Genomic DNA, 18,120 nt, shown 5'->3' with positions numbered 1-18,120 from the left:
GGGACTACGGCGCGTTAACTCTTTCCGTCCGGCCGCCCGGGCGGGGCGCCGGGCGGCCGTCCCGGAGGCGGCGGGCCCTCTCCGGGGGCGGGCGCACCGTAGCCGTACCCCCGGCGCGGCCGAGGCGGTGGCTTGGGCATCGCCGGCTGCGTCGGCGCGGTGTAGGGGCTGTCGGCCTGGGGATTCCCTGGCTCCCGCTGGTACGGATTCGTTTCGTCCCGCGCGGGCCGGTGGACCGGCGAAGGGTGGTAAGGGCCCGGCAGGTAAGCCAGGTCAGGGTACGTACGAGCGCTCGCGCGCCCGCTGCCGCCGGGCCGCACCGCGCGCCGTCCCGCCGCCCCCACCGCGCAGGCCAGCAGGCCCCCGGCCGCCCCGGCGGCCGTGCCCCACAGCGCGCCCAGGCCCAGGGCCATCGGAGCGTTGCCCGTCAGCTCCAGGCCCGCCCCGGCGGCGTCGAAGCCCAGGACCGACAGCCCGGCGTCCGCCCTGACGCGGGTCGCCAGCACCAGCAGCGGCAGCGCGAGCGCGGTCGCCACGCCCAGTGACACCGCGCAGCGCCCCGCGAAGGCCAGGAGGCCCAGCTCGCCCCGGGGCGTGCGGACCGCGGTGAGCACCCCCGCCGCGAGGATCAGCAGCGCGCAGGCGAACCCCAGCAGCCACACCCGGCTGTCGAGCTCCGCGAGCCGCCCGAGGTTCACCGGCTCGTCGGCCTTGGCGTTGAGCAGGTCGTCCAGCGGCGACGGCAGCACCTGCACGAGCGCGCCGGTGGCCGTGCCCCGCCAGGAGACCAGGAGCCCCAGCGGCACCCCGAGCCACACCCCGTTCGGCGTCCCGAGCAGCGCCGCGCCCAGCACCCGCCCGGCGTGGGCGTCGACCGTCGCCGCGTAGACCGCCGCCGCCAGCCCCGCGCCGACCGCGAGGACCAGCACCGTGCACAGCGCCGAGACCGCCGGGCGCACGCCCCGGTGCAGCACTTCCCAGCGGCGCGGCAGCGGTGCGCGCCGGGCGGCCAGCACGGTGATCAGCAGGACGCCGAGCACCCACACCGCCCCGCCGAGCAGCGAGGGGCCGGTCCGCACGGAGAAGCCCACCGACGCCTTGGCCCGCGCCAGCCCGGCGAGCCGGTCCGGCAGCCCGCCGCCGATGTTCCCGATGTCCCCGAGCCCCGGGATCACCAGGCCACCACCGCCGTTCGTGCCACCGAGGCCGAGCCCGCTGCCGTCGATCGTGACCGTGTCCGAGCCCACCCAGGCCAGCCCGCCGAGCAGCAGCAGGAAGAGCACCGCCACCGTGCCCGCCCGCAGGGCGAGTTCGCGCGGCGGCACCGTGGCACCGGCGGTGCGCAGCGACCGCGCGAAGACCAGGCCCAGCAGGAGCGCGCCCGCCAGGCTCACGCCCAGTGGCGCGATTTCGATGGCGCTGTGCGCCGCCGCGCCCTTCAGACCGAAGGCTTCGAGATCGCCCGAAGGAGTGACGGAGCCGCCCACCGCGAGTACGACGGCGGCCGCGGTCATCGGACCCAATGCACCCGCCGTATCCGCACCGAGTAAATGCAGCCCGAGTGCCGCAATTCCCGCCATAGCGAGAAAAGCCCAGCTCACAGTGGCTATTGAGGTAAGAATCAGTTCCGCCGCGGAGAGAGGGCCGATCCTGCGCCCACGCCTTTTCCCGATCATCACGGACCCCCCGATCCCGCCGCGCTGCCCGGATCCGCATGATCCGTGCGTATCCGTGGTGGTAACCACTCTCAGGGTGTGTTTCGGGTCCGTCAACGGCGCTCGTCGAGGGGTCGCGCCCGTCCCCGACTTTCGGTTCGGGGACTGTGCCTGAAATAGTTCCTCCCGATGTTCGCCATCCCTAGACTCCCTGTGCAGGGGGCTCATCGGGGGACAAGTAGTGGGGCATGGAGTGCCGGAACTCGTACTGGAATTGAATGGACAGACCTGGACGCTCGATCCGTCCCGGTCGTACACCTTGGGGCGCGATCCGCAGGGTGACATGGTCTTGCAGGACGCTCGCGTCTCATGGAGGCACGCCACGGTGCGGTGGGGCGGGCGCGGCTGGGTCATCGAGGACCACGGCAGCACCAACGGCACATACGTGCAGGGGCAGCGGATCCACCAGATGGAAATCGGCCCAGGTTCGACCGTGCACCTGGGCAACGCGACGGACGGCCCGCGGCTGAATCTCGCCGCCGCCGGTGCCGGTGCCGGTGTCGGAGCTCCCGCCCCGGATCTCTACAGCGCGCAGACCGCGATGGCCGCCCCGCAGGCTCCGGCGCATCACCAGCCGCCGCATCACCAGCAGCCCGGGGCCGGCTGGCAGCAGCCCCCCTACCAGCAGCAAGGGCAGGACGCCTGGCAGCAGCACCAGCAGCAGGCGCACCACCAGCAGCAGGCGTACATCCCGCAGCAGGCGCCGGAGCCCGCGCAGCAGCCGCCGGCGCACGGTGGCACCCCGCCGCAGGGCGGCGGTAACCCGCCGGTCTACGGCGACCGCAGCCCGACCAGCTTCCACCAGATGGCCGTCGGCCGCGGTGTGATGCGCATCGGCCGTGCCCTGGAGAACGAGCTGGTCGTCTCCGACCTCCAGGTCTCCCGGCACCACGCCGAGTTCCGGGCCACCGGTGACGGCCGCTTCGAGATCGTCGACCTCGGCAGCCACAACGGCACCTATGTCAACGGCCAGCCGGTCAGCCGGCAGCTCATCGGCCCCCACGACATCGTCGGTGTCGGCCACTCCACCTTCCGCCTGGTCGGCGACCGGCTGGAGGAGTTCGTCGACACCGGCGACGTCTCCTTCTCCGCCCGCCATCTGACGGTCACGGTCGACGGCGGCAAGCAGATCCTCAAGGACGTCTCCTTCGGCGTCCCCGAGAAGTCCCTGATCGCCGTCATCGGCCCGTCCGGCTCCGGCAAGTCCACCCTGCTCAAGGCGCTCACCGGCTACCGCCCGGCCAACGAGGGCGACGTCCTCTACGACAACCGCAATCTCTACAAGCAGTTCGCCGAGCTGCGCCAGCGCATCGGTCTGGTCCCGCAGGACGACATCCTGCACAAGGAACTCACCGTCCGTAAGGCGCTGCGCTACGCGGCCAAGCTCCGCTTCCCCGGCGACACCGCGGCCTCCGAGCGCGAGGCCCGGATAGGCGAGGTGCTGACCGAGCTCAAGCTCGACATCCACGCGGAGAAGAAGGTCACCTCCCTCTCCGGCGGTCAGCGCAAGCGCGTCTCCGTCGCCCTGGAGCTGCTCACCAAGCCGTCACTGATCTTCCTGGACGAGCCCACTTCCGGCCTCGACCCGGGCATGGACCGCGATGTGATGCAGCTGCTCCGCGGCCTCGCCGACGACGGCCGCACGGTCCTGGTGGTCACCCACTCCGTCGCCGAACTCGCCATCTGCGACAAGCTGCTGGTCATGGCGCCGGGCGGCTCCGTCGCCTACTTTGGGCCGCCCGAGGAGGCGCTCAACTTCTTCGGCTACGACACCTGGGCGGACGTCTTCTCCGCCTTCGAGAACTACCGCGACTACGACTGGTCGGGCCGCTGGCGCGGCTCGCAGCACTACCAGATGTACGCCGCGGACATCGACGCCGTCGCCCCGCAGTCCGTACACGTCCAGCCGCAGATGGTCCGCCCGCCCAAGCCGCAGAGCTGGGGCTCCCAGCTGTGGACCCTGATGCGCCGGTATATCTCGGTCATCGCCTCGGACCGCGGCTTCATGGGCCTGATGCTGGTCCTGCCCGCGGTGCTCGGCGGGGTGAGCTGTGTGATCCCCGCCGACTACGGCCTCGCGCCCCCGGACAAGGGCCACTTCAACCAGGACGCCGGCACGATCATCCTGATCCTCGCGGTCGGCATGTGCTTCTCCGGAGCCGCCAACTCCGTGCGCGAGCTGATCAAGGAACGGGTCATCTACGAACGGGAACGCGCTGTCGGCCTGTCCCGCTCCGCGTATCTGATGTCCAAGGTCGTCGTCCTCGGCGCGATCACCGCGGTGCAGGCCGTCCTCATCTGCGCCATCGGCTTCTCGGTCCGCAAGCTGCCCGAGCAGGGCCTGATCCTCACATCCGTGCCCGCGGTCGAGCTCTGCCTCGTGATCACCGCGCTCGGCTTCACCTGCATGATGATCGGCCTCGTGATCTCCTCCCTGGTGAAGACCAGCGAGAAGACCATGCCGCTGCTGGTGATGTTCGCGATCGTCCAGGTCGTCTTCACCGGCATCATGTTCAAGATCTACGATTCGCCCGGCATCGAGCAGTTCGCCTGGCTGATGCCGGCCCGCTGGGCCATCGGCGGCCTCGCCGCGACGCTGGACCTGTCGCACATCATGGCGCCGATGGACAAGAACGACCGCAACAACGTCGACCCGCTGTGGGCGCACACCGCGAGCCAGTGGGGCATCGACGTCGTCGTCCTCATCGCCCTCGGCGTCCTCTGCGGCTTCGCGGTCGTCCGGCTGTTGCGCCGCCACGAGCCCGAGGTCATGCGCAAGTAACGCCACCTCCACGAACGCCGAAGGGCGGCACCCGGACCGGGTGCCGCCCTTCGGCGTTCGTGCTGTCCGTCGAGGCCGCTCAGTAGGCGGAGTTGACGTTGTCCATCGAGCCGTACACCTTGGCCGCGTAGTTGCAGGCGGCGGTGATGTTGGCGACCGGGTCGTAGATGTCCCAGGAGGTGCCGTCGACGTGGTACGCCTTGAAGGTCGGGTCGATCACCTGGAGCAGACCCTTGGAGGGGATGCCCGCGGCGGCGTTGGAGTCCCAGTTGTTGATCGCCTGGGGGTTGCCCGTCGACTCGCGCATGATGTTGCGCTTGATGCCGTCGTAGGTGCCGGGGATGCCCTTGGCGCGCATGATGTCGAGCGCCTCGGTGATCCAGCCGTCGAGGTTGTTCGCGTAGGTCTTCTTCGCGGGGGCCGGGGCCGGGGCGGGGGCGGCCTGGACCGGCTTGCGCTCCTCGGAGCGGCTCGCGGCCTCCTTGTCGGCCCGCTCCTTGTCGGCCTTCGCCTTGGCGTCGGCCTCGGCCTTCTGCTTGGCCTCGGCCTCGCTCTTCGCCAGCTTGGCGGCGTTGTCCGACTGCTTGCCGAGCTGCTCCTGCTGGTCCTGCACGCCGAGGGCGGAGGCGCTCCACGCGACGGGCTTGACCGCGATCGACTGGGTGTCGGCGTCGGCCTTGCCGCCGGGGACGGCCGCGAACGCCAGGGCTGCGACACCCGCTGCGGCGATGCCGGCGGCGGAGAACTTGTGGACCTTCGTCAGACGGCTATAGCCGGAGATGGGGGAGCGCATGCTGAGCTGAACCTCTTCCAATCGCTTGAGTCGCAGTGGCCCGGATCGGCGCGTTCGAATGAGCGCCGCGTCTCGATCGACGGCGCCCTGCGACTGGGCAATTGTTAGCGGCCGCAAAATGCTGTGGCAAAGGTGTGACGTACTACCCGGCTTCGTTGCGGAGGGGCTCGCGCGGGGGTGCCGGAACAGGGCGGAATCGCCCCGGCTACCCGCTTACGGCGGCCTTACACATCCACTAGTCCGGGTCGTAGGTGATCTGCGTCCTATGCCGGGGCTCACACCGGGGGCAGTCGCGCCTCACCCGGTGTGAGCACCCTGGAGCTTTGCGTATGTGATCGTTTGCTCAGATCTCCACCAGCACCTGGTCCAGGCTCTTGCGGACCAGGTCCGGCACTTCGCAGTCCGTGGCCGGATACCCGACCGGAATCACCGCAAACGCCTTCTCGTTCACCGGCCGCCCCAGCACCTCGGACAGGAACCGCATCGGGCTCGGCGTGTGCACCAGGGCCGCCAGCCCCGACAGGTGCAGCGCCGACAGCAGCATCCCGACCGCGATGCCCACCGACTCGTCCACGTAGTAGTGCTTGCGCTTGTCACCGTCCGCGCCCAGCCAGTACCGCTGCTGGAAGACGACGATCAGGGCGGGCGCGTCCGTCAGGTGCGGCTTGACCTCGTCCGTGCCCAGCGGCCGCAGCGCCGCCAGCCACTCCTCGCCCAGCCGCCCGTCGTAGGAGATCCGTTCCTCCTCCTCGGCGGCCGCGCGGATCCGCCGCCGCACCTCGGGGTCCTTCACCAGGACGAACGTCCACGGCTGCTGGTGCGCCCCGGAGGGCGCCGTGGCCGCGCACGCGATCGCGTCCCTGACCACCTGCTCCGGCACCGGGTCCGTGGAGAACTGCCGTACGGTCCTGCGCCCGTCCATCCGCTCGCGCAGCTCGGCGGCGCGGGCCAGGGACTCGGCGGCGGGCATCCGCTCGGGGCGATAGGGCACCGGCCGGTAGGGATCGCCGTGGGTCGGTGTCCACTGTGTCGTTGGTATAGACATGCTCCGAGTCTGGTCCGGGACGGCGGCCGTGCGGGGCGGATCGCGGAAATCGCCCGCCGCCCTCTCCGTGTCCACCGGGCCGGATCAGGGGCCGGCCAGGGCGGATCGGGGGCGGCCCGGGACCTCCGACTTAGGCCGCGGGTCCGGGGCCCGGGCCTCCGAGGGTCCGATACGCCCCCTGACCCACCTCGGTACCGTGACCACATGACCACCGGCCCACGCTCCGGCCTCACCGCCGTGAGTACCGCACTCCTCGCCATGAGCAGGCACCTCCAGGTGCGCGACGTCCTCAAGACGATCGTCGTCTCCGCCCGCGAACTCCTGGACGCCGAGTACGCCGCGCTCGGCGTGCCGGACGACCACGGCGGCTTCGCCCAGTTCGTCGTCGACGGCGTCAGCGAGGAGCAGTGGAAGGCCATCGGGCCACTGCCCCGGCAGCACGGCATCCTCGCCGCGATGCTCCACGACGCCACCCCGCAGCGCCTCGGCGACGTCCGCGAGGACCCCCGCTTCGAGGGCTGGCCCGAGGCCCACCCCGACATGAGCGACTTCATCGGCATGCCCGTCGCCGACGGCGAGGAGATCCTCGGCGCCCTCTTCCTCGCCAACAAGAGGTGTCCCAAGCCGGCCGGCGGCTGCGCCTTCACCACGGAGGACGAGGAGCTCCTCGGGGTCCTCGCGCAGCACGCCGCCATAGCCCTCACCAACGCCCGGCTCTACGAACGCAGCCGCGAGCTCACCATCGCCGGGGAGCGCGCCCGCCTCGCCCACGAGCTGCACGACGCCGTGGCCCAGAAGCTCTTCTCCCTGCGCCTGACCGCCCAGGCCGCCACCGCGCTCGTCGACCGCGACCCCGCACGTGCCAAGGACGAGCTGCACGAGGTGGCCCGGCTCGCCGCCGAGGCCGCCGACGAGCTGCGCGCCGCCGTGGTGGAGCTGCGCCCCGCGGGCCTCGACGAGGACGGGCTCGTCGCCACCCTGCGCACCCAGGTCCAGGTCCTGGACCGGGCCCACACGGCCCGCGTCACCTTCGCCGCCCACGGCGTACGGGCCCTGCCGGCCGCCCAGGAGGAGGCCCTGCTGCGCGTCGCCCAGGAGGCCCTGCACAACGCCCTGCGGCACTCCGGCGCCGAGCATGTGGACGTCACCCTCACCCGGGTCGGCCAGGGCGCCGGGCTGTGCGTCACCGACGACGGGCGCGGCTTCGAGCCCGGCGCCGTCCGCCGGGCGGGCCGCCACCTCGGACTCGTGTCCATGCGCGACCGGGCGGCCGGTGTCGGCGGCAGTCTGACCGTTACCTCGGCGCCCGGGAAGGGCACCGCGATCGAGATGGAGGTGCCAGGTGGCTGAGGAAAGAGTGATCCGGATCCGGGTGCTGCTGGTCGACGACCACCAGGTGGTCCGCCGGGGCCTGCGGACGTTCCTGGAGGTCCAGGACGACATCGAGGTGGTCGGGGAGGCCGCCGACGGCGCCGAGGGCGTGGAGCGGGCCGAGGAGCTGCGCCCCGACGTCGTCCTCATGGACGTGAAGATGCCCGGCACCGACGGCATCGAGGCGCTCCGCAGGCTCCGGGAGCTCGACAACCCCGCCCGGGTGCTGATCGTCACCAGCTTCACCGAGCAGCGGACCGTGATCCCCGCCCTGCGGGCCGGCGCGGCGGGCTATGTCTACAAGGACGTGGACCCCGAGGCCCTCGCCGGTGCGATCAGGTCCGTGCACGCCGGGCACGTCCTGCTGCAGCCCGAGGTGGCGGGCGCCCTGCTGTCCCAGGAGGAAGCGGGCAACGGCCAGGGGAGAGGCAACGCGCTCACCGAGCGCGAGCGGGAGGTGCTCGCCCTGATCGCCGACGGCCGGTCCAACCGCGAGATCGCCCGCGCCCTCGTCCTGTCCGAGAAGACTGTCAAGACCCACGTGTCGAACATCCTGATGAAGCTGGACCTCGCCGACCGCACCCAGGCGGCCCTGTGGGCGGTCCGGCATGGCATCGGAGCCTGATCGCGGGTAACCGGAACGTCGTCTTCAGATCAGAGATTCATACGGTCGTGTGGTGGTCCACCTGGTCCCGCAACCTGACCGTCCGTGACCCGTTTTCCATGGCGTACCGCGGCGGCTGGCCGTGGCAACGTTTCAGGAAGGTCATCAGAAGAGTGAAGAACATGAAGAAGGTCGCTGCCGTCACGATCGCCCTCGGCGGTCTCGCCTTCGCGGGCGCCGGTGCGGCCTCCGCCAACCAGGCCCACGGCGAGGCGAAGGACTCCCCCGGTGTCGTCGCCGGCAACGTCATCCAGGCGCCGGTCGGCGTGGACGCCAACGTGTGCGGTGACACCGTCAACGTGGTGGGCTTCCTCAACCCGGCGTCCGGGAACCTCTGCGTCAACAAGTAATCGACGTATCGTCTGCCCGGATCCGCGCGGCTGCGGGCCCGGGCAGACGGGGGCGATCACTCGTCCGAATGAGGGCAAACACCGCCGATGGCCGTGCCATCGGCGGTGCGCTGGCGTTCATATCTACGCGACCCCGCGGCTGGGGTCGTCAAGGACATCAGCAGAAGGAAGACCCCTCCATGAACAGTGCCAAGAAGGTTGCCCTCGTCCTGGCCGCGACGGGCATGGCGCTCGGCGCCTCCGTCGGCGCCGCCGGCGCCCACGACTTCGACGGCTCCTTCGCCGACGGCGTCGCCAAGGGCTCGCCCGGCATCGTCTCCGGCAATGTCATCCAGATCCCGGTGCAGGTGCCGCTCAACGTCTGCGGCAACTCCATCGACATCCTGCTCGCGATCCTGAACCCGACGTTCGGCAACACCTGCGTCAACTCCTGATCCGACGCGCGCCGACTCAGGGCCGGAGAGGCCCCGCGATCCTCGCGGGGCCTCTCCGCTGTCCTCAGGGTCTTTCAGACCCGCCGCTCGACCATCGCGTTGTACGCCGCCACCTGTGCCCGCCGGGCGACCCGCTCCACCGGGCGCAGCGCCTGTGCCCGCGCCGTCATCTCCGACGCGCTGACCGCGCCGCCGTGCTCACGGCCCCCGCCGTCCCCCGGCGCGTACGCGATCGAGATCAGCGCGCCCACCCGCTGCGCCAGCTCCAGCACCCGCACCGCGCGCGGCGGATATCCGGGAGCGAGCACCTCGCGGCCCCGCTCGGCCCGTGCGCGATACGCCTCCAACGCCGCCTGGGCCACCGGGCCCGAGCCCGCCACATCCAGCCGGGTGAGCGCCTCGGTCGCGTCGCGCAGCGCCTCCGCCAGCTCCCGCTCGGCCTCGCCCAGCGAGGGCACGTCCGCGGGCGGGGCCTCGCGCACGGGCAGGCAGTGCCACACCACCTCCACGTGCACATCACCGGCCGGGCCCGCCTCGTGGACCTCCGGCACCAGGCCCAGGGCGGCACCGCAGGCGATGACGGCCTCCTCGGCCTCCAGGGCCCGTGCGTTGAACTCCGGCGGCCCGCTGAGGCCCAGCGGATGGCCGGGCACCGGCAGCGCGAGGCGCAGCCCCGTCGCCCCGAGCGCGCGGAGCCGGCCGAGAGCCAGGGTCAGACCGACCGGCCCGGACTCCCCGGGCAGACCGGTGACGCGGTGCACGGCGTCGTCACCCGTGATCCGGTGCGCGGCGTCATCGGGAGAGGTGAATCCGGCAATGAGGGCATTTCCCCACGCAGTGAGCCGTCCTGAACGGTGTTCGTCGAGCATGGCCCCAGCCTAAGGACCGGCACCGACAACGGGTGGCGTAAGTTCTTCCCTGGGGGCTGTCCCTGGGGGCTTGGCCTTACAGGCGCAAGCGACGACGACACTGCAATGGGAGACAACGCGCTCATGAGCGAAGTGCTGGAACTGGTGGACGTATCCGTGGTCCGCGAGGGCCGGGCTCTGGTGGACCAGGTCTCCTGGTCGGTCAAGGAAGGGGAGCGCTGGGTCATCCTCGGCCCCAACGGCGCCGGCAAGACCACCCTCCTCAATGTCGCCTCCAGCTATCTCTTCCCCACCACGGGCACCGTCAAGGTCCTGGGGGAGAAGCTCGGCGCGGTCGACGTCTTCGAGCTCCGCCCCCGCATCGGCGTGGCCGGTATCGCCCTCGCCGACAAGCTGCCGCGCAGCCAGACCGTCCTGCAGACGGTCCTCACCGCCGCCTACGGCATGACGGCCACCTGGCAGGAGGACTACGAGGAGGTCGACGAGCAGCGCGCCCGCGCCTTCCTCGACGTCCTCGGCATGACGGAGTATCTGGACCGGAAGTTCGGCACCCTCTCCGAGGGCGAGCGCAAGCGCACCCTCATCGCCCGCGCGATGATGACCGACCCCGAGCTGCTGCTCCTCGACGAGCCCGCCGCGGGCCTCGACCTGGGCGGCCGCGAGGACCTCGTGCGCCGCCTCGGCCGCCTCGCCCGCGACCCCCTCGCGCCCTCGATGCTCATGGTCACCCACCACGTCGAGGAGATCCCGCCGGGCTTCACCCACGTCCTGATGATCCGTCAGGGCAAGGTGCTCGCCGCGGGCCCCGTCGAGCTCGAGCTCACCTCCCGCAATCTCTCCCACTGCTTCGGCCTCCCCCTGGTCGTCGAGCGTCAGGGACAGCGCTGGACGGCCCAGGGTCTGCCCCTCTCCTGACCCCCCGTCCCACCGCGCGCCCGTCCCCGCGCACTGTCCGGCGGCCGCCGCCACGCCTACCATGAACACGTGGACACATGGGTGTGGTGGCTGGTCGCCGCCGTCGGACTGGGCATTCCGCTCGTCGTCACCGCGATGCCCGAGTTCGGCATGCTCGCCGTCGGAGCCGTGGCCGCCGCCGTCACCGACCGGCTCGGGGGCGGTGCCGTCAGCCAGTTTGTCGTCTTCGCCGTCGTCTCGGTCGCCCTCATCGCCGTCGTCCGCCCGATCGCCAACCGCCACCGCTCCCAGCGCCCCGCTCTGGAGACCGGCGTCGACGCCCTGAAGGGTCGCCAGGCGATCGTCCTGGAGCGGGTCGACGGCAACGGCGGCCGCATCAAGCTCGCCGGCGAGATCTGGTCCGCGCGCTCCTACGACGCCGAGCGCAGCTACGAGGCGGGCCAGCAGGTGGACGTCGTCGAGATCGACGGCGCGACGGCCCTCGTGCTGTGACCGCCGCCGACCGCCCCCGCGCGACGGCGGGGCACACCCGGAAACGAGCCGCGCACGGCTTGATATGCCCTCATTACCTGCACGGCGCCGCCGCGTTCTGAAAGACTTCACCGGAGAGATCAACACCGACAGGCACGGGGAGCCACGATGGAACCGATCATCATCGTCCTGATCATCTTGGTGGTGCTCGTCTTCATCGCCCTCATGAAGACGGTCCAGGTGATCCCACAGGCCAGCGCCGCGATCGTCGAGCGCTTCGGCCGCTACACCCGGACCCTCAACGCCGGTCTGAACATCGTCGTCCCCTTCATCGACTCCATCCGCAACCGCATCGACCTCCGCGAGCAGGTCGTGCCGTTCCCGCCGCAGCCGGTGATCACCCAGGACAACCTCGTCGTCAACATCGACACCGTCATCTACTACCAGGTGACCGACGCGCGCGCCGCGACGTACGAGGTCTCCAGCTTCATCCAGGCCATCGAGCAGCTCACCGTCACCACCCTGCGCAACATCATCGGTGGCATGGACCTGGAGCGGACCCTGACCTCCCGTGAGGAGATCAACGCGGCTCTGCGCGGCGTGCTCGACGAAGCCACCGGCAAGTGGGGCATCCGCGTCAACCGAGTCGAGCTCAAGGCGATCGAGCCGCCCACCTCCATCCAGGACTCGATGGAGAAGCAGATGCGCGCCGACCGTGACAAGCGCGCCGCGATCCTCACCGCCGAGGGCATCCGGCAGTCCCAGATCCTGACCGCCGAGGGAGAGAAGCAGTCCGCGATCCTGCGTGCCGAGGGTGAGGCCAAGGCCGCCGCCCTGCGTGCCGAGGGTGAGGCCCAGGCGATCCGCACGGTCTTCGAGTCCATCCACGCCGGCGACCCCGACGAGAAGCTCCTCTCCTACCAGTACCTCCAGATGCTGCCGAAGATCGCCGAAGGCGACGCCAACAAGCTCTGGATCGTGCCCAGCGAGATCGGCGACGCGCTCAAGGGCCTGAGCGGCGCCGTCGGGAACTTCGGCCCCATGGGTCCCTCGCGCTCCGGCGGCGGCCAGGGCCCGAAGGTCACCAAGGAGACCCCCCGCCGGGAGCAGCCGCCCATCGACTGACGCCCGGATCCGCGCCAGGTCAGCGACCCTCGACGGACGCCGGACCCTTCCTGCATGATCAGTAAGGCCCCTCGACCCCCTCAGGGCGGGGAGGCGACACACTGACCATGAAGGAGATGGCCTTGTCCATCTGGGAAGCACTCGCGATCTTCGCCGCGGGCATCGGCGCGGGCACCATCAACACCATCGTCGGCTCCGGCACCCTCTTCACCTTCCCGGTGCTCCTCGCCGCCGGACTCCCCCCGATCACCGCGAACGTCTCCAACACCCTCGGCCTCGTCAGCGGCAATGTCAGCGGCGCCATCGGCTACCGCCGCGAACTGCGCGGCCAGCGCCGCCGCGTCCTGCGCTTCGGTCTCACCGCCCTGATCGGCGGCCTCGCCGGAGCGATCCTGCTGCTCGCGCTCCCCTCCAGGGCCTTCGACACGATCGTGCCCGCCCTCATCGGCCTCGCACTGATCCTCGTCGTCCTCCAGCCCCGGCTCGCCCGGGCGCTCGCCCGCCGCCGCGAACGCAACGGCACCGCCGACGCCCCCACCGAGGGCGGCGTCGCCCTCCTCCTCGGCCTCCTGCTGGCCAGCGCCTACGGCGGCTACTTCGGCGCGGCCCAGGGCGTCCTCTACCTCTCCCTGATGGGCCTGCTGCTCCGCGACGACCTCCAGCGCGTCAACGCCCTCAAGAACGTCCTCGCCGTCGTCGTCAACGGCGTCGCCGCGCTCTTCTTCCTCTTCGTCGCCGACTTCGACTGGACCGCCGTGCTCCTCATCGCCGTCGGCTCCACCCTCGGCGGCCAGCTGGGCGCCAGGATCGGGCGCCGCCTGCCGCCCACCGCGCTGCGCGGCGTCATCGTCGTGGTCGGCGTCGTGGCCATCGTGCAGATGCTGCTGAAGCACTGACGAAAACGGTGCGGGGCCGGGGGGACAATCCCCCCCCGGCCCCGCACCGCTCAGACGGACACCGCCACCCGGCCCGCCAGCCACTCCGGCAACCCCTCCCGCGCGCCCAGCGCGAGCACGAGCGCGTCCGCCGGGGTCGGCTCGAACGGCGCGGCCAGCAACCGCATCCCCGCCTGCTCCGGCGTACGGTCCGCCTTGCGGTGGTTGTCCTCCGCGCACGCCGCGACCGTGTTCAGCCAGCTGTCCTCGCCCCCGCGCGAGCGCGGCACCACGTGGTCCACCGTCGTCGCCCGCCGGCCGCAGTACGCGCACCGGTGCCCGTCCCGCACCAGCACCCCGCGCCGCGACCACGGAGCCCGTCTTCGGAACGGGACCCGTACGTACCGGCACAGCCTGATCACCTGAGGCACCGGCACCTCGACCGCCGACGCCCGGACCCGCCGTCCTGGCCGCGCCTGCTCGACCACGGCCTTGCCCTGGAGCACGAGCACCACCGCACGCCGCAGCGACACCGTCGCCAACGGCTCGAAACTCGCATTGAGCACCAACGTCTCCCGCATCGCACACCTCCCGGCCCGTCCCCGCCCCAGCGGCAAAGATGGCTCAACTGTGCCCCTGGACAGATCGGGAGACAACGTAATTTCGGTGCGGTGAAAGGGAGTTGAAGCGCGAGGGAAAAGGGGGGAACGCTCCGGACCCTTCCCCCGTGTGTCACAGGGCCCGGAGCGTACGACAGCGGACGCGGCCGCCCGGCGCGATGCCGGACTCCGGCAGGCGGCCGGCGCACGCGCGCCCCGCCGCCCCCGCCACTGCGGTGTCCACTGCCCGACGGCCATGCGGAGCCGTCAGCCATGCACCACTGTGCGAGCCGGGGCGGCGGGGCGCAACGGATTTTCCGGTCGGTCCCCGCCGGTACGGGCCTCAGCCGGCGGCCGGCGCCTCGTACTCCCCGATCAACTGCGCCCGGCCCAGGGTGTGGAAGCGCAGGTTGAAGCCCACGACCGCGGGCGACGCGTCGGCGTCCGGGCCCAGCTTCTCCTTGTCCACCGCGTAGACCGTGAACACGTAGCGGTGCGAGCCGTCGCCGGGCGGCGGAGCGGCACCGCCGAAGTCCCGCGTGCCGTAGTCGTTGCGCGCGTGGACGGCGCCCTCGGGCAGCCCCTTCAGCTCACCGCTCCCCGCCCCGGCGGGCAGCTCCGTCACCGACACCGGAAGGTCGAACAGCACCCAGTGCCAGAAGCCGCTGCCGGTCGGCGCGTCCGGGTCGAAGCACGTCACGGCGAAGCTCTTCGTGCCTTCCGGAAACCCCTCCCAGCGCAGCTGCGGCGAGAGATTGCCCCCGGAGAAGACCTGGGCGTCGCCCAGCGTCCCACCGGGCGTCAGATCATCGCTCACCACCGTGAACGAGGCCACCGGCGGGTGGAATTCATGGGGGAGCGGCGGTCGCTTCTGCTCGGGCACTTCGGTGCCTCCTTGTACGCGCGGACGATGAAGCCGCCAGCCTAACCAGGCACGGCCCGCGCGGGCTGCGACCATACGGAGTGTGCTCCGACAGCTTCTTCTCCCCCGCCGACGACCGGCCGGGCGCGCCCTGCGCGCGCTGACCGCCCTCCTCGCCGCTCTGCCCCTGCTCCTGCTGCCCGCCTGCTCGTCCGGCGGCCACAAGAGCGGGAAGACGACCTCGACCGCGAGCCCGGCGCGTGACACCCCGGGCTCCGCCGGGGCCCCCGCCTGGGCGAAGGGCATGCGGACGATCACCCCGGACCGGTTGCCCGCCGAGGCCCGCAAGACCCTCGAACTCATCGACAAGGGCGGCCCCTTCCCGTACGACAAGGACGGCACCGTCTTCGGCAACTACGAGAACCGGCTGCCGAAGCAGGCCCGCGGCTACTACCACGAGTACACCGTCCCCACCCCCGGCTCCCGCACCCGCGGCGCGCGCCGCATCATCACCGGGAACCACGCCGAGCGCTTCTACACCGGCGACCACTACGAGACCTTCGAAGCGGTGGTAAAACCATGACCGGCCCACTGCCCGCACCCGGCCTCACCGGCCTCTTCATCGGCACCGTCCCGCCGGGGCTCTACCGGCTGCCGCCCACCGAGACCGCTTCCCGCGTCATCTCGCTCGCCGCCGAGGCCGACTGGCGGATGGCCACCGTGCCGCTGGGGGGAGTGACGGGCAAGGCCGGTTTCCTCGACCGCTGCGCGACCGCCCTCGACTTCCCCCAGTGGTTCGGCCACAACTGGGACGCCCTCGCCGACTGCCTCACCGACCTCTCCTGGTGGCGCGACGAGAGCAAGGCCCGCGGCTACCTCCTCCTCGTGGAGGGCTGGGACGCCTTCCGCGAGGCGGCCCCCAAGGACGCCCGCACGGCGGAGGCGGTCCTCGGCGACGCCGTCGACTACTGGGCCGACGGCGAGTCACCCCTGGCGGTCCTGCTCGGCTGACCTCGCACCCGCCGTACGGACCGCTCTCCTTCCGGCCCGTACGGCGCGGGCGGCGGCCCTGGTCAGAACCAGTTGCGCCGGCCGCCGACCTCCGCGAGCCACTGGTGGAGGTAGGCGGCCCAGTCCGTCTGTCCGTACGACGACAGGTCGACGGTGAACGAGCGGTACGTGTCACTGCCCTCGCTGAACAGCCCGGACTTCTTGTCCATCTCCAGCACCACATCCATCTCGCGGTCGTCCGCGACGAACGACAGCTCGACCTCCTCCAGACCGCGGTACTGCGACGGCACCCGGAACTCGATCTCCTGATAGAAGGGCAGCCGTTGCCGCGTCCCGGAGAGGTGGCCCTGCTCCAGATCCGCGCTCTTGAACGCGAAGCCCAGCCGGCCGAACGCGTCGAGGATCGCCTGCTGAGCGGGGAGCGGATGCACGTGCACCGGATCCAGGTCGCTGGAGTCCACGGCCCGGGCGATCGCCAGATGAGTGGTGACACCGACCCGCATACCGGTCAGATGCCGCCCCAGGAAGGTCGTCACCGGCGTCTCCCAGGGCACCTCCAGCCCGAACGGCACCACGTGCACCGCACCGGCCTGCACCTCGAAGGCGCCACCCAGCCGCACACGGGTGAATTCGACGTCCTTCTCGTGCTCCTCCTCGCCACCCTCGACCTCCACCCGGGCCTGGAGCCCCACGGACAGCCCCTGGATCCGCTGCGCGACCGAACCGCCCTCGATCCGCACCTCGCCCTGGACGACCCCGCCGGGGAGGACGTTCTCCTCGAACAGCACCGTCTCGACCGAAGCACCCCCGGCCCCCAGACTCGCCAGCAGCTTCTTGAACCCCATGCCCCTCTTCTTCCTCCCCGAGCCCGCCCGTGTCACGGGCCCTTCCAGTACGCTCGATCAGCATGATCGCCGCGCCTGACCGTATGCCGATCGCCCGGCACTTCTTCGACCGTCCCGTGCTGGAGGTCGCCCCTGACCTGCTCGGCCGCACCCTCGTACGGACCAGCCCAGCCGGATCGATCGAGCTCCGCATCACGGAGGTCGAGGCATACGCGGGCCAGGCGGACCCCGGCTCGCACGCCTACCGCGGCCGTACCGAGCGGAACGCCGCGATGTTCGGACCCCCGGGTCATGCGTACGTCTACTTCATCTACGGCATGTGGTTCAGCCTGAACCTCGTCTGCGGCCCGGAGGGCACGGCGAGCGGAGTGCTGCTGCGGGCCGGCGAGGTGCTCAAGGGCGCGGAGCTCGCCCGCGAGCGACGCCCGAAGGCACGGAAGGACCGCGAACTCGCCCAGGGCCCGGCACGCCTGGCCACGGCGCTCGACGTCGACCGCAGCCTCAACGGCGCCGATCTCTGCGCGGGCCCCGACGCACCGCTGGCCCTCCTCACAGGCCACCCGATCCACCCCGGCCGGCTGCGCAGCGGCCCCCGGACGGGAGTGGGCGGCGAAGGCGCGACCCACCCGTGGCGCTTCTGGGCGGACGGCGACCCGACGGTCAGTCCCTACCGCGCACATGTGCCGCGCCACCGGGGCAAGAGGGACACATAGGAACGGTGCTTGACTCCGGGCCGCGGAAGACCTAACGTAGCCCGAGCCGCTTGAGACGGACGGCGCCTTGTGCGCGGACCGGTGGGCGGCACCACCACTACTGACGAGGATCACCCCGGATCGGGGTCTTATTTCGCTGTGCCGAAATAAGACTCGATCGGCTCGATTAGGAGCCGCACGGGAAAGCCGCTAAAGTAGTGGACACGCCGGAAGGCGAAACCCCGCTCCAACAGGGGGCCGGAAATGAATTCCGAACCGGGAACGGAACGGAAAACGGATCTGGTAAGGTTGGAAACACGAAATACCGAAGGGAAGCGCCCGGAGGAAAGCCCGAGAGGGTGAGTACAAAGGAAGCGTCCGTTCCTTGAGAACTCAACAGCGTGCCAAAAGTCAACGCCAGACTATAAAACACCCCGTCCCTGGCCTTCGTGGCCGGGACGCGGTTCCTTTGAAAGTCCTGCTGGTCCTTCGGGGCTGACAGGCAACAACACAGCGAGGACGCTGTGCATGGCCGGGCTTATTCCGCCTGGCTGTGCCGCTCAACGCGAGTGTGACCGGCAGTTTTTAATTAAACGCAGCCCGGTAGGCATTCACGGAGAGTTTGATCCTGGCTCAGGACGAACGCTGGCGGCGTGCTTAACACATGCAAGTCGAACGATGAAGCCGCTTCGGTGGTGGATT

General features: G+C 70.9%; 19 protein-coding genes and 1 rRNA gene. 13 read left to right on the top strand and 7 right to left on the bottom strand.

What is annotated here, in order from left to right:
* Nucleotides 1–14: 14 nt before the first annotated feature.
* Nucleotides 15–1,676 (bottom strand): streptophobe family protein, encoded by a 1,662-nt coding sequence (locus tag ACH427_RS00100; RefSeq protein ID WP_398867063.1) that lies wholly within the window; start codon nt 1,674–1,676, stop codon nt 15–17.
* 220 nt (nt 1,677–1,896) lie between these two features.
* Between ACH427_RS00100 and ACH427_RS00095 the strand changes: the two genes are divergently transcribed.
* Nucleotides 1,897–4,497 carry an FHA domain-containing protein gene (locus ACH427_RS00095; protein WP_398867062.1) on the top strand — a complete coding sequence of 867 codons (2,601 nt, stop codon included), beginning with the start codon at nt 1,897–1,899 and terminating at the stop codon, nt 4,495–4,497.
* 79 nt (nt 4,498–4,576) lie between these two features.
* Here ACH427_RS00095 and ACH427_RS00090 read toward each other — a convergent pair whose 3' ends face one another.
* Together ACH427_RS00090 and ACH427_RS00085 are read right to left on the bottom strand one after the other, a co-directional pair.
* Nucleotides 4,577–5,290, bottom strand: coding sequence for a transglycosylase SLT domain-containing protein (locus ACH427_RS00090; RefSeq protein ID WP_398867061.1), 714 nt, complete (start codon nt 5,288–5,290; stop codon nt 4,577–4,579).
* 343 nt (nt 5,291–5,633) lie between these two features.
* Nucleotides 5,634–6,335 (bottom strand): nitroreductase family protein, encoded by a 702-nt coding sequence (locus ACH427_RS00085; RefSeq protein ID WP_398867060.1) that lies wholly within the window; start codon nt 6,333–6,335, stop codon nt 5,634–5,636.
* Between the two features lie 204 nt (nt 6,336–6,539).
* Between ACH427_RS00085 and ACH427_RS00080 the strand changes: the two genes are divergently transcribed.
* From ACH427_RS00080 to ACH427_RS00065, 4 genes are all read left to right on the top strand, one after another.
* Complete coding sequence (locus ACH427_RS00080) at nt 6,540–7,685, top strand: GAF domain-containing sensor histidine kinase (protein WP_398867059.1); 1,146 nt, start codon at nt 6,540–6,542, stop codon at nt 7,683–7,685.
* A complete protein-coding gene (locus tag ACH427_RS00075; RefSeq protein WP_398867058.1) occupies nt 7,678–8,331 on the top strand; it encodes a response regulator in 654 nt (217 codons plus the stop codon). The genes ACH427_RS00080 and ACH427_RS00075 overlap by 8 nt, the downstream gene beginning before the upstream one ends.
* 152 nt (nt 8,332–8,483) lie before the next feature.
* On the top strand, nt 8,484–8,720 hold the full coding sequence (locus ACH427_RS00070) for a chaplin (protein ID WP_398867057.1): 237 nt from the start codon (nt 8,484–8,486) through the stop codon (nt 8,718–8,720).
* 179 nt (nt 8,721–8,899) lie between these two features.
* Nucleotides 8,900–9,154, top strand: a complete 255-nt coding sequence (locus ACH427_RS00065; protein ID WP_398867056.1) for a chaplin — start codon at nt 8,900–8,902, stop codon at nt 9,152–9,154.
* A 74-nt stretch (nt 9,155–9,228) separates the two neighbouring features.
* Here ACH427_RS00065 and ACH427_RS00060 read toward each other — a convergent pair whose 3' ends face one another.
* Complete coding sequence (locus ACH427_RS00060) at nt 9,229–10,023, bottom strand: hypothetical protein (RefSeq protein ID WP_398867055.1); 795 nt, start codon at nt 10,021–10,023, stop codon at nt 9,229–9,231.
* A gap of 123 nt (nt 10,024–10,146) precedes the next feature.
* Between ACH427_RS00060 and ACH427_RS00055 the strand changes: the two genes are divergently transcribed.
* The 4 genes from ACH427_RS00055 (at nt 10,147) to ACH427_RS00040 (ending at nt 13,430) form a co-directional block, all read left to right on the top strand.
* Nucleotides 10,147–10,938 (top strand): ABC transporter ATP-binding protein, encoded by a 792-nt coding sequence (locus tag ACH427_RS00055; RefSeq protein ID WP_366007904.1) that lies wholly within the window; start codon nt 10,147–10,149, stop codon nt 10,936–10,938.
* Between the two features lie 69 nt (nt 10,939–11,007).
* Complete coding sequence (locus ACH427_RS00050) at nt 11,008–11,430, top strand: NfeD family protein (protein WP_398867054.1); 423 nt, start codon at nt 11,008–11,010, stop codon at nt 11,428–11,430.
* Between the two features lie 147 nt (nt 11,431–11,577).
* Complete coding sequence (locus ACH427_RS00045) at nt 11,578–12,534, top strand: SPFH domain-containing protein (RefSeq protein ID WP_398867053.1); 957 nt, start codon at nt 11,578–11,580, stop codon at nt 12,532–12,534.
* A gap of 122 nt (nt 12,535–12,656) precedes the next feature.
* Nucleotides 12,657–13,430: a sulfite exporter TauE/SafE family protein gene (locus ACH427_RS00040; protein ID WP_398867052.1), complete on the top strand. Its 774-nt coding sequence runs from the start codon at nt 12,657–12,659 to the stop codon at nt 13,428–13,430.
* A gap of 50 nt (nt 13,431–13,480) precedes the next feature.
* Here ACH427_RS00040 and ACH427_RS00035 read toward each other — a convergent pair whose 3' ends face one another.
* Nucleotides 13,481–13,990, bottom strand: coding sequence for an HNH endonuclease (locus tag ACH427_RS00035; RefSeq protein WP_398867051.1), 510 nt, complete (start codon nt 13,988–13,990; stop codon nt 13,481–13,483).
* 361 nt (nt 13,991–14,351) lie between these two features.
* Entirely contained in the window at nt 14,352–14,891 is a 540-nt protein-coding gene (locus ACH427_RS00030; RefSeq protein WP_398867050.1) for a YbhB/YbcL family Raf kinase inhibitor-like protein, read from the bottom strand.
* Between the two features lie 82 nt (nt 14,892–14,973).
* Here ACH427_RS00030 and ACH427_RS00025 point away from each other — a divergent pair, with 82 nt between their 5' ends.
* Together ACH427_RS00025 and ACH427_RS00020 are read left to right on the top strand one after the other, a co-directional pair.
* On the top strand, nt 14,974–15,453 hold the full coding sequence (locus tag ACH427_RS00025) for a ribonuclease domain-containing protein (RefSeq protein WP_398867049.1): 480 nt from the start codon (nt 14,974–14,976) through the stop codon (nt 15,451–15,453).
* Nucleotides 15,450–15,881, top strand: a complete 432-nt coding sequence (locus ACH427_RS00020; RefSeq protein ID WP_398867048.1) for a barstar family protein — start codon at nt 15,450–15,452, stop codon at nt 15,879–15,881. The genes ACH427_RS00025 and ACH427_RS00020 overlap by 4 nt, the downstream gene beginning before the upstream one ends.
* A 62-nt stretch (nt 15,882–15,943) precedes the next feature.
* Here the strand turns inward: ACH427_RS00020 and ACH427_RS00015 are convergent, their stop codons facing one another.
* Nucleotides 15,944–16,726: a sporulation protein gene (locus tag ACH427_RS00015; protein ID WP_398867047.1), complete on the bottom strand. Its 783-nt coding sequence runs from the start codon at nt 16,724–16,726 to the stop codon at nt 15,944–15,946.
* A gap of 62 nt (nt 16,727–16,788) precedes the next feature.
* On the opposite strand from ACH427_RS00015, the gene ACH427_RS00010 reads away from it, so the two are divergent.
* Both ACH427_RS00010 and ACH427_RS00005 read left to right on the top strand, forming a co-directional pair.
* Entirely contained in the window at nt 16,789–17,439 is a 651-nt protein-coding gene (locus ACH427_RS00010; protein ID WP_398867046.1) for a DNA-3-methyladenine glycosylase, read from the top strand.
* 589 nt (nt 17,440–18,028) lie between these two features.
* A 16S ribosomal RNA gene (locus tag ACH427_RS00005) occupies nt 18,029–18,120 on the top strand; the annotation flags it as partial.

It is taken from the genome of Streptomyces sp. NPDC020379, assembly GCF_044387105.1.
Classification (GTDB): Bacteria; Actinomycetota; Actinomycetes; order Streptomycetales; family Streptomycetaceae; genus Streptomyces.
This window is presented reverse-complemented; position numbering and strand designations above follow the sequence as displayed.

What these genes read in the sequence shown, in the direction of transcription:
- ACH427_RS00060 (WP_398867055.1), bottom strand. Translation starts at nt 10,023, where the DNA reads ATGCTCGACGAACACCGTTCAGGACGGCTCACTGCGTGGGGAAATGCC.
- ACH427_RS00035 (WP_398867051.1), bottom strand. Translation starts at nt 13,990, where the DNA reads ATGCGGGAGACGTTGGTGCTCAATGCGAGTTTCGAGCCGTTGGCGACG.
- ACH427_RS00010 (WP_398867046.1), top strand. Translation starts at nt 16,789, where the DNA reads ATGATCGCCGCGCCTGACCGTATGCCGATCGCCCGGCACTTCTTCGAC.
- ACH427_RS00015 (WP_398867047.1), bottom strand. Translation starts at nt 16,726, where the DNA reads ATGGGGTTCAAGAAGCTGCTGGCGAGTCTGGGGGCCGGGGGTGCTTCG.
- ACH427_RS00065 (WP_398867056.1), top strand. Translation starts at nt 8,900, where the DNA reads ATGAACAGTGCCAAGAAGGTTGCCCTCGTCCTGGCCGCGACGGGCATG.
- ACH427_RS00085 (WP_398867060.1), bottom strand. Translation starts at nt 6,335, where the DNA reads ATGTCTATACCAACGACACAGTGGACACCGACCCACGGCGATCCCTAC.
- ACH427_RS00090 (WP_398867061.1), bottom strand. Translation starts at nt 5,290, where the DNA reads ATGCGCTCCCCCATCTCCGGCTATAGCCGTCTGACGAAGGTCCACAAG.
- ACH427_RS00045 (WP_398867053.1), top strand. Translation starts at nt 11,578, where the DNA reads ATGGAACCGATCATCATCGTCCTGATCATCTTGGTGGTGCTCGTCTTC.
- ACH427_RS00100 (WP_398867063.1), bottom strand. Translation starts at nt 1,676, where the DNA reads ATGATCGGGAAAAGGCGTGGGCGCAGGATCGGCCCTCTCTCCGCGGCG.
- ACH427_RS00020 (WP_398867048.1), top strand. Translation starts at nt 15,450, where the DNA reads ATGACCGGCCCACTGCCCGCACCCGGCCTCACCGGCCTCTTCATCGGC.
- ACH427_RS00080 (WP_398867059.1), top strand. Translation starts at nt 6,540, where the DNA reads ATGACCACCGGCCCACGCTCCGGCCTCACCGCCGTGAGTACCGCACTC.
- ACH427_RS00055 (WP_366007904.1), top strand. Translation starts at nt 10,147, where the DNA reads ATGAGCGAAGTGCTGGAACTGGTGGACGTATCCGTGGTCCGCGAGGGC.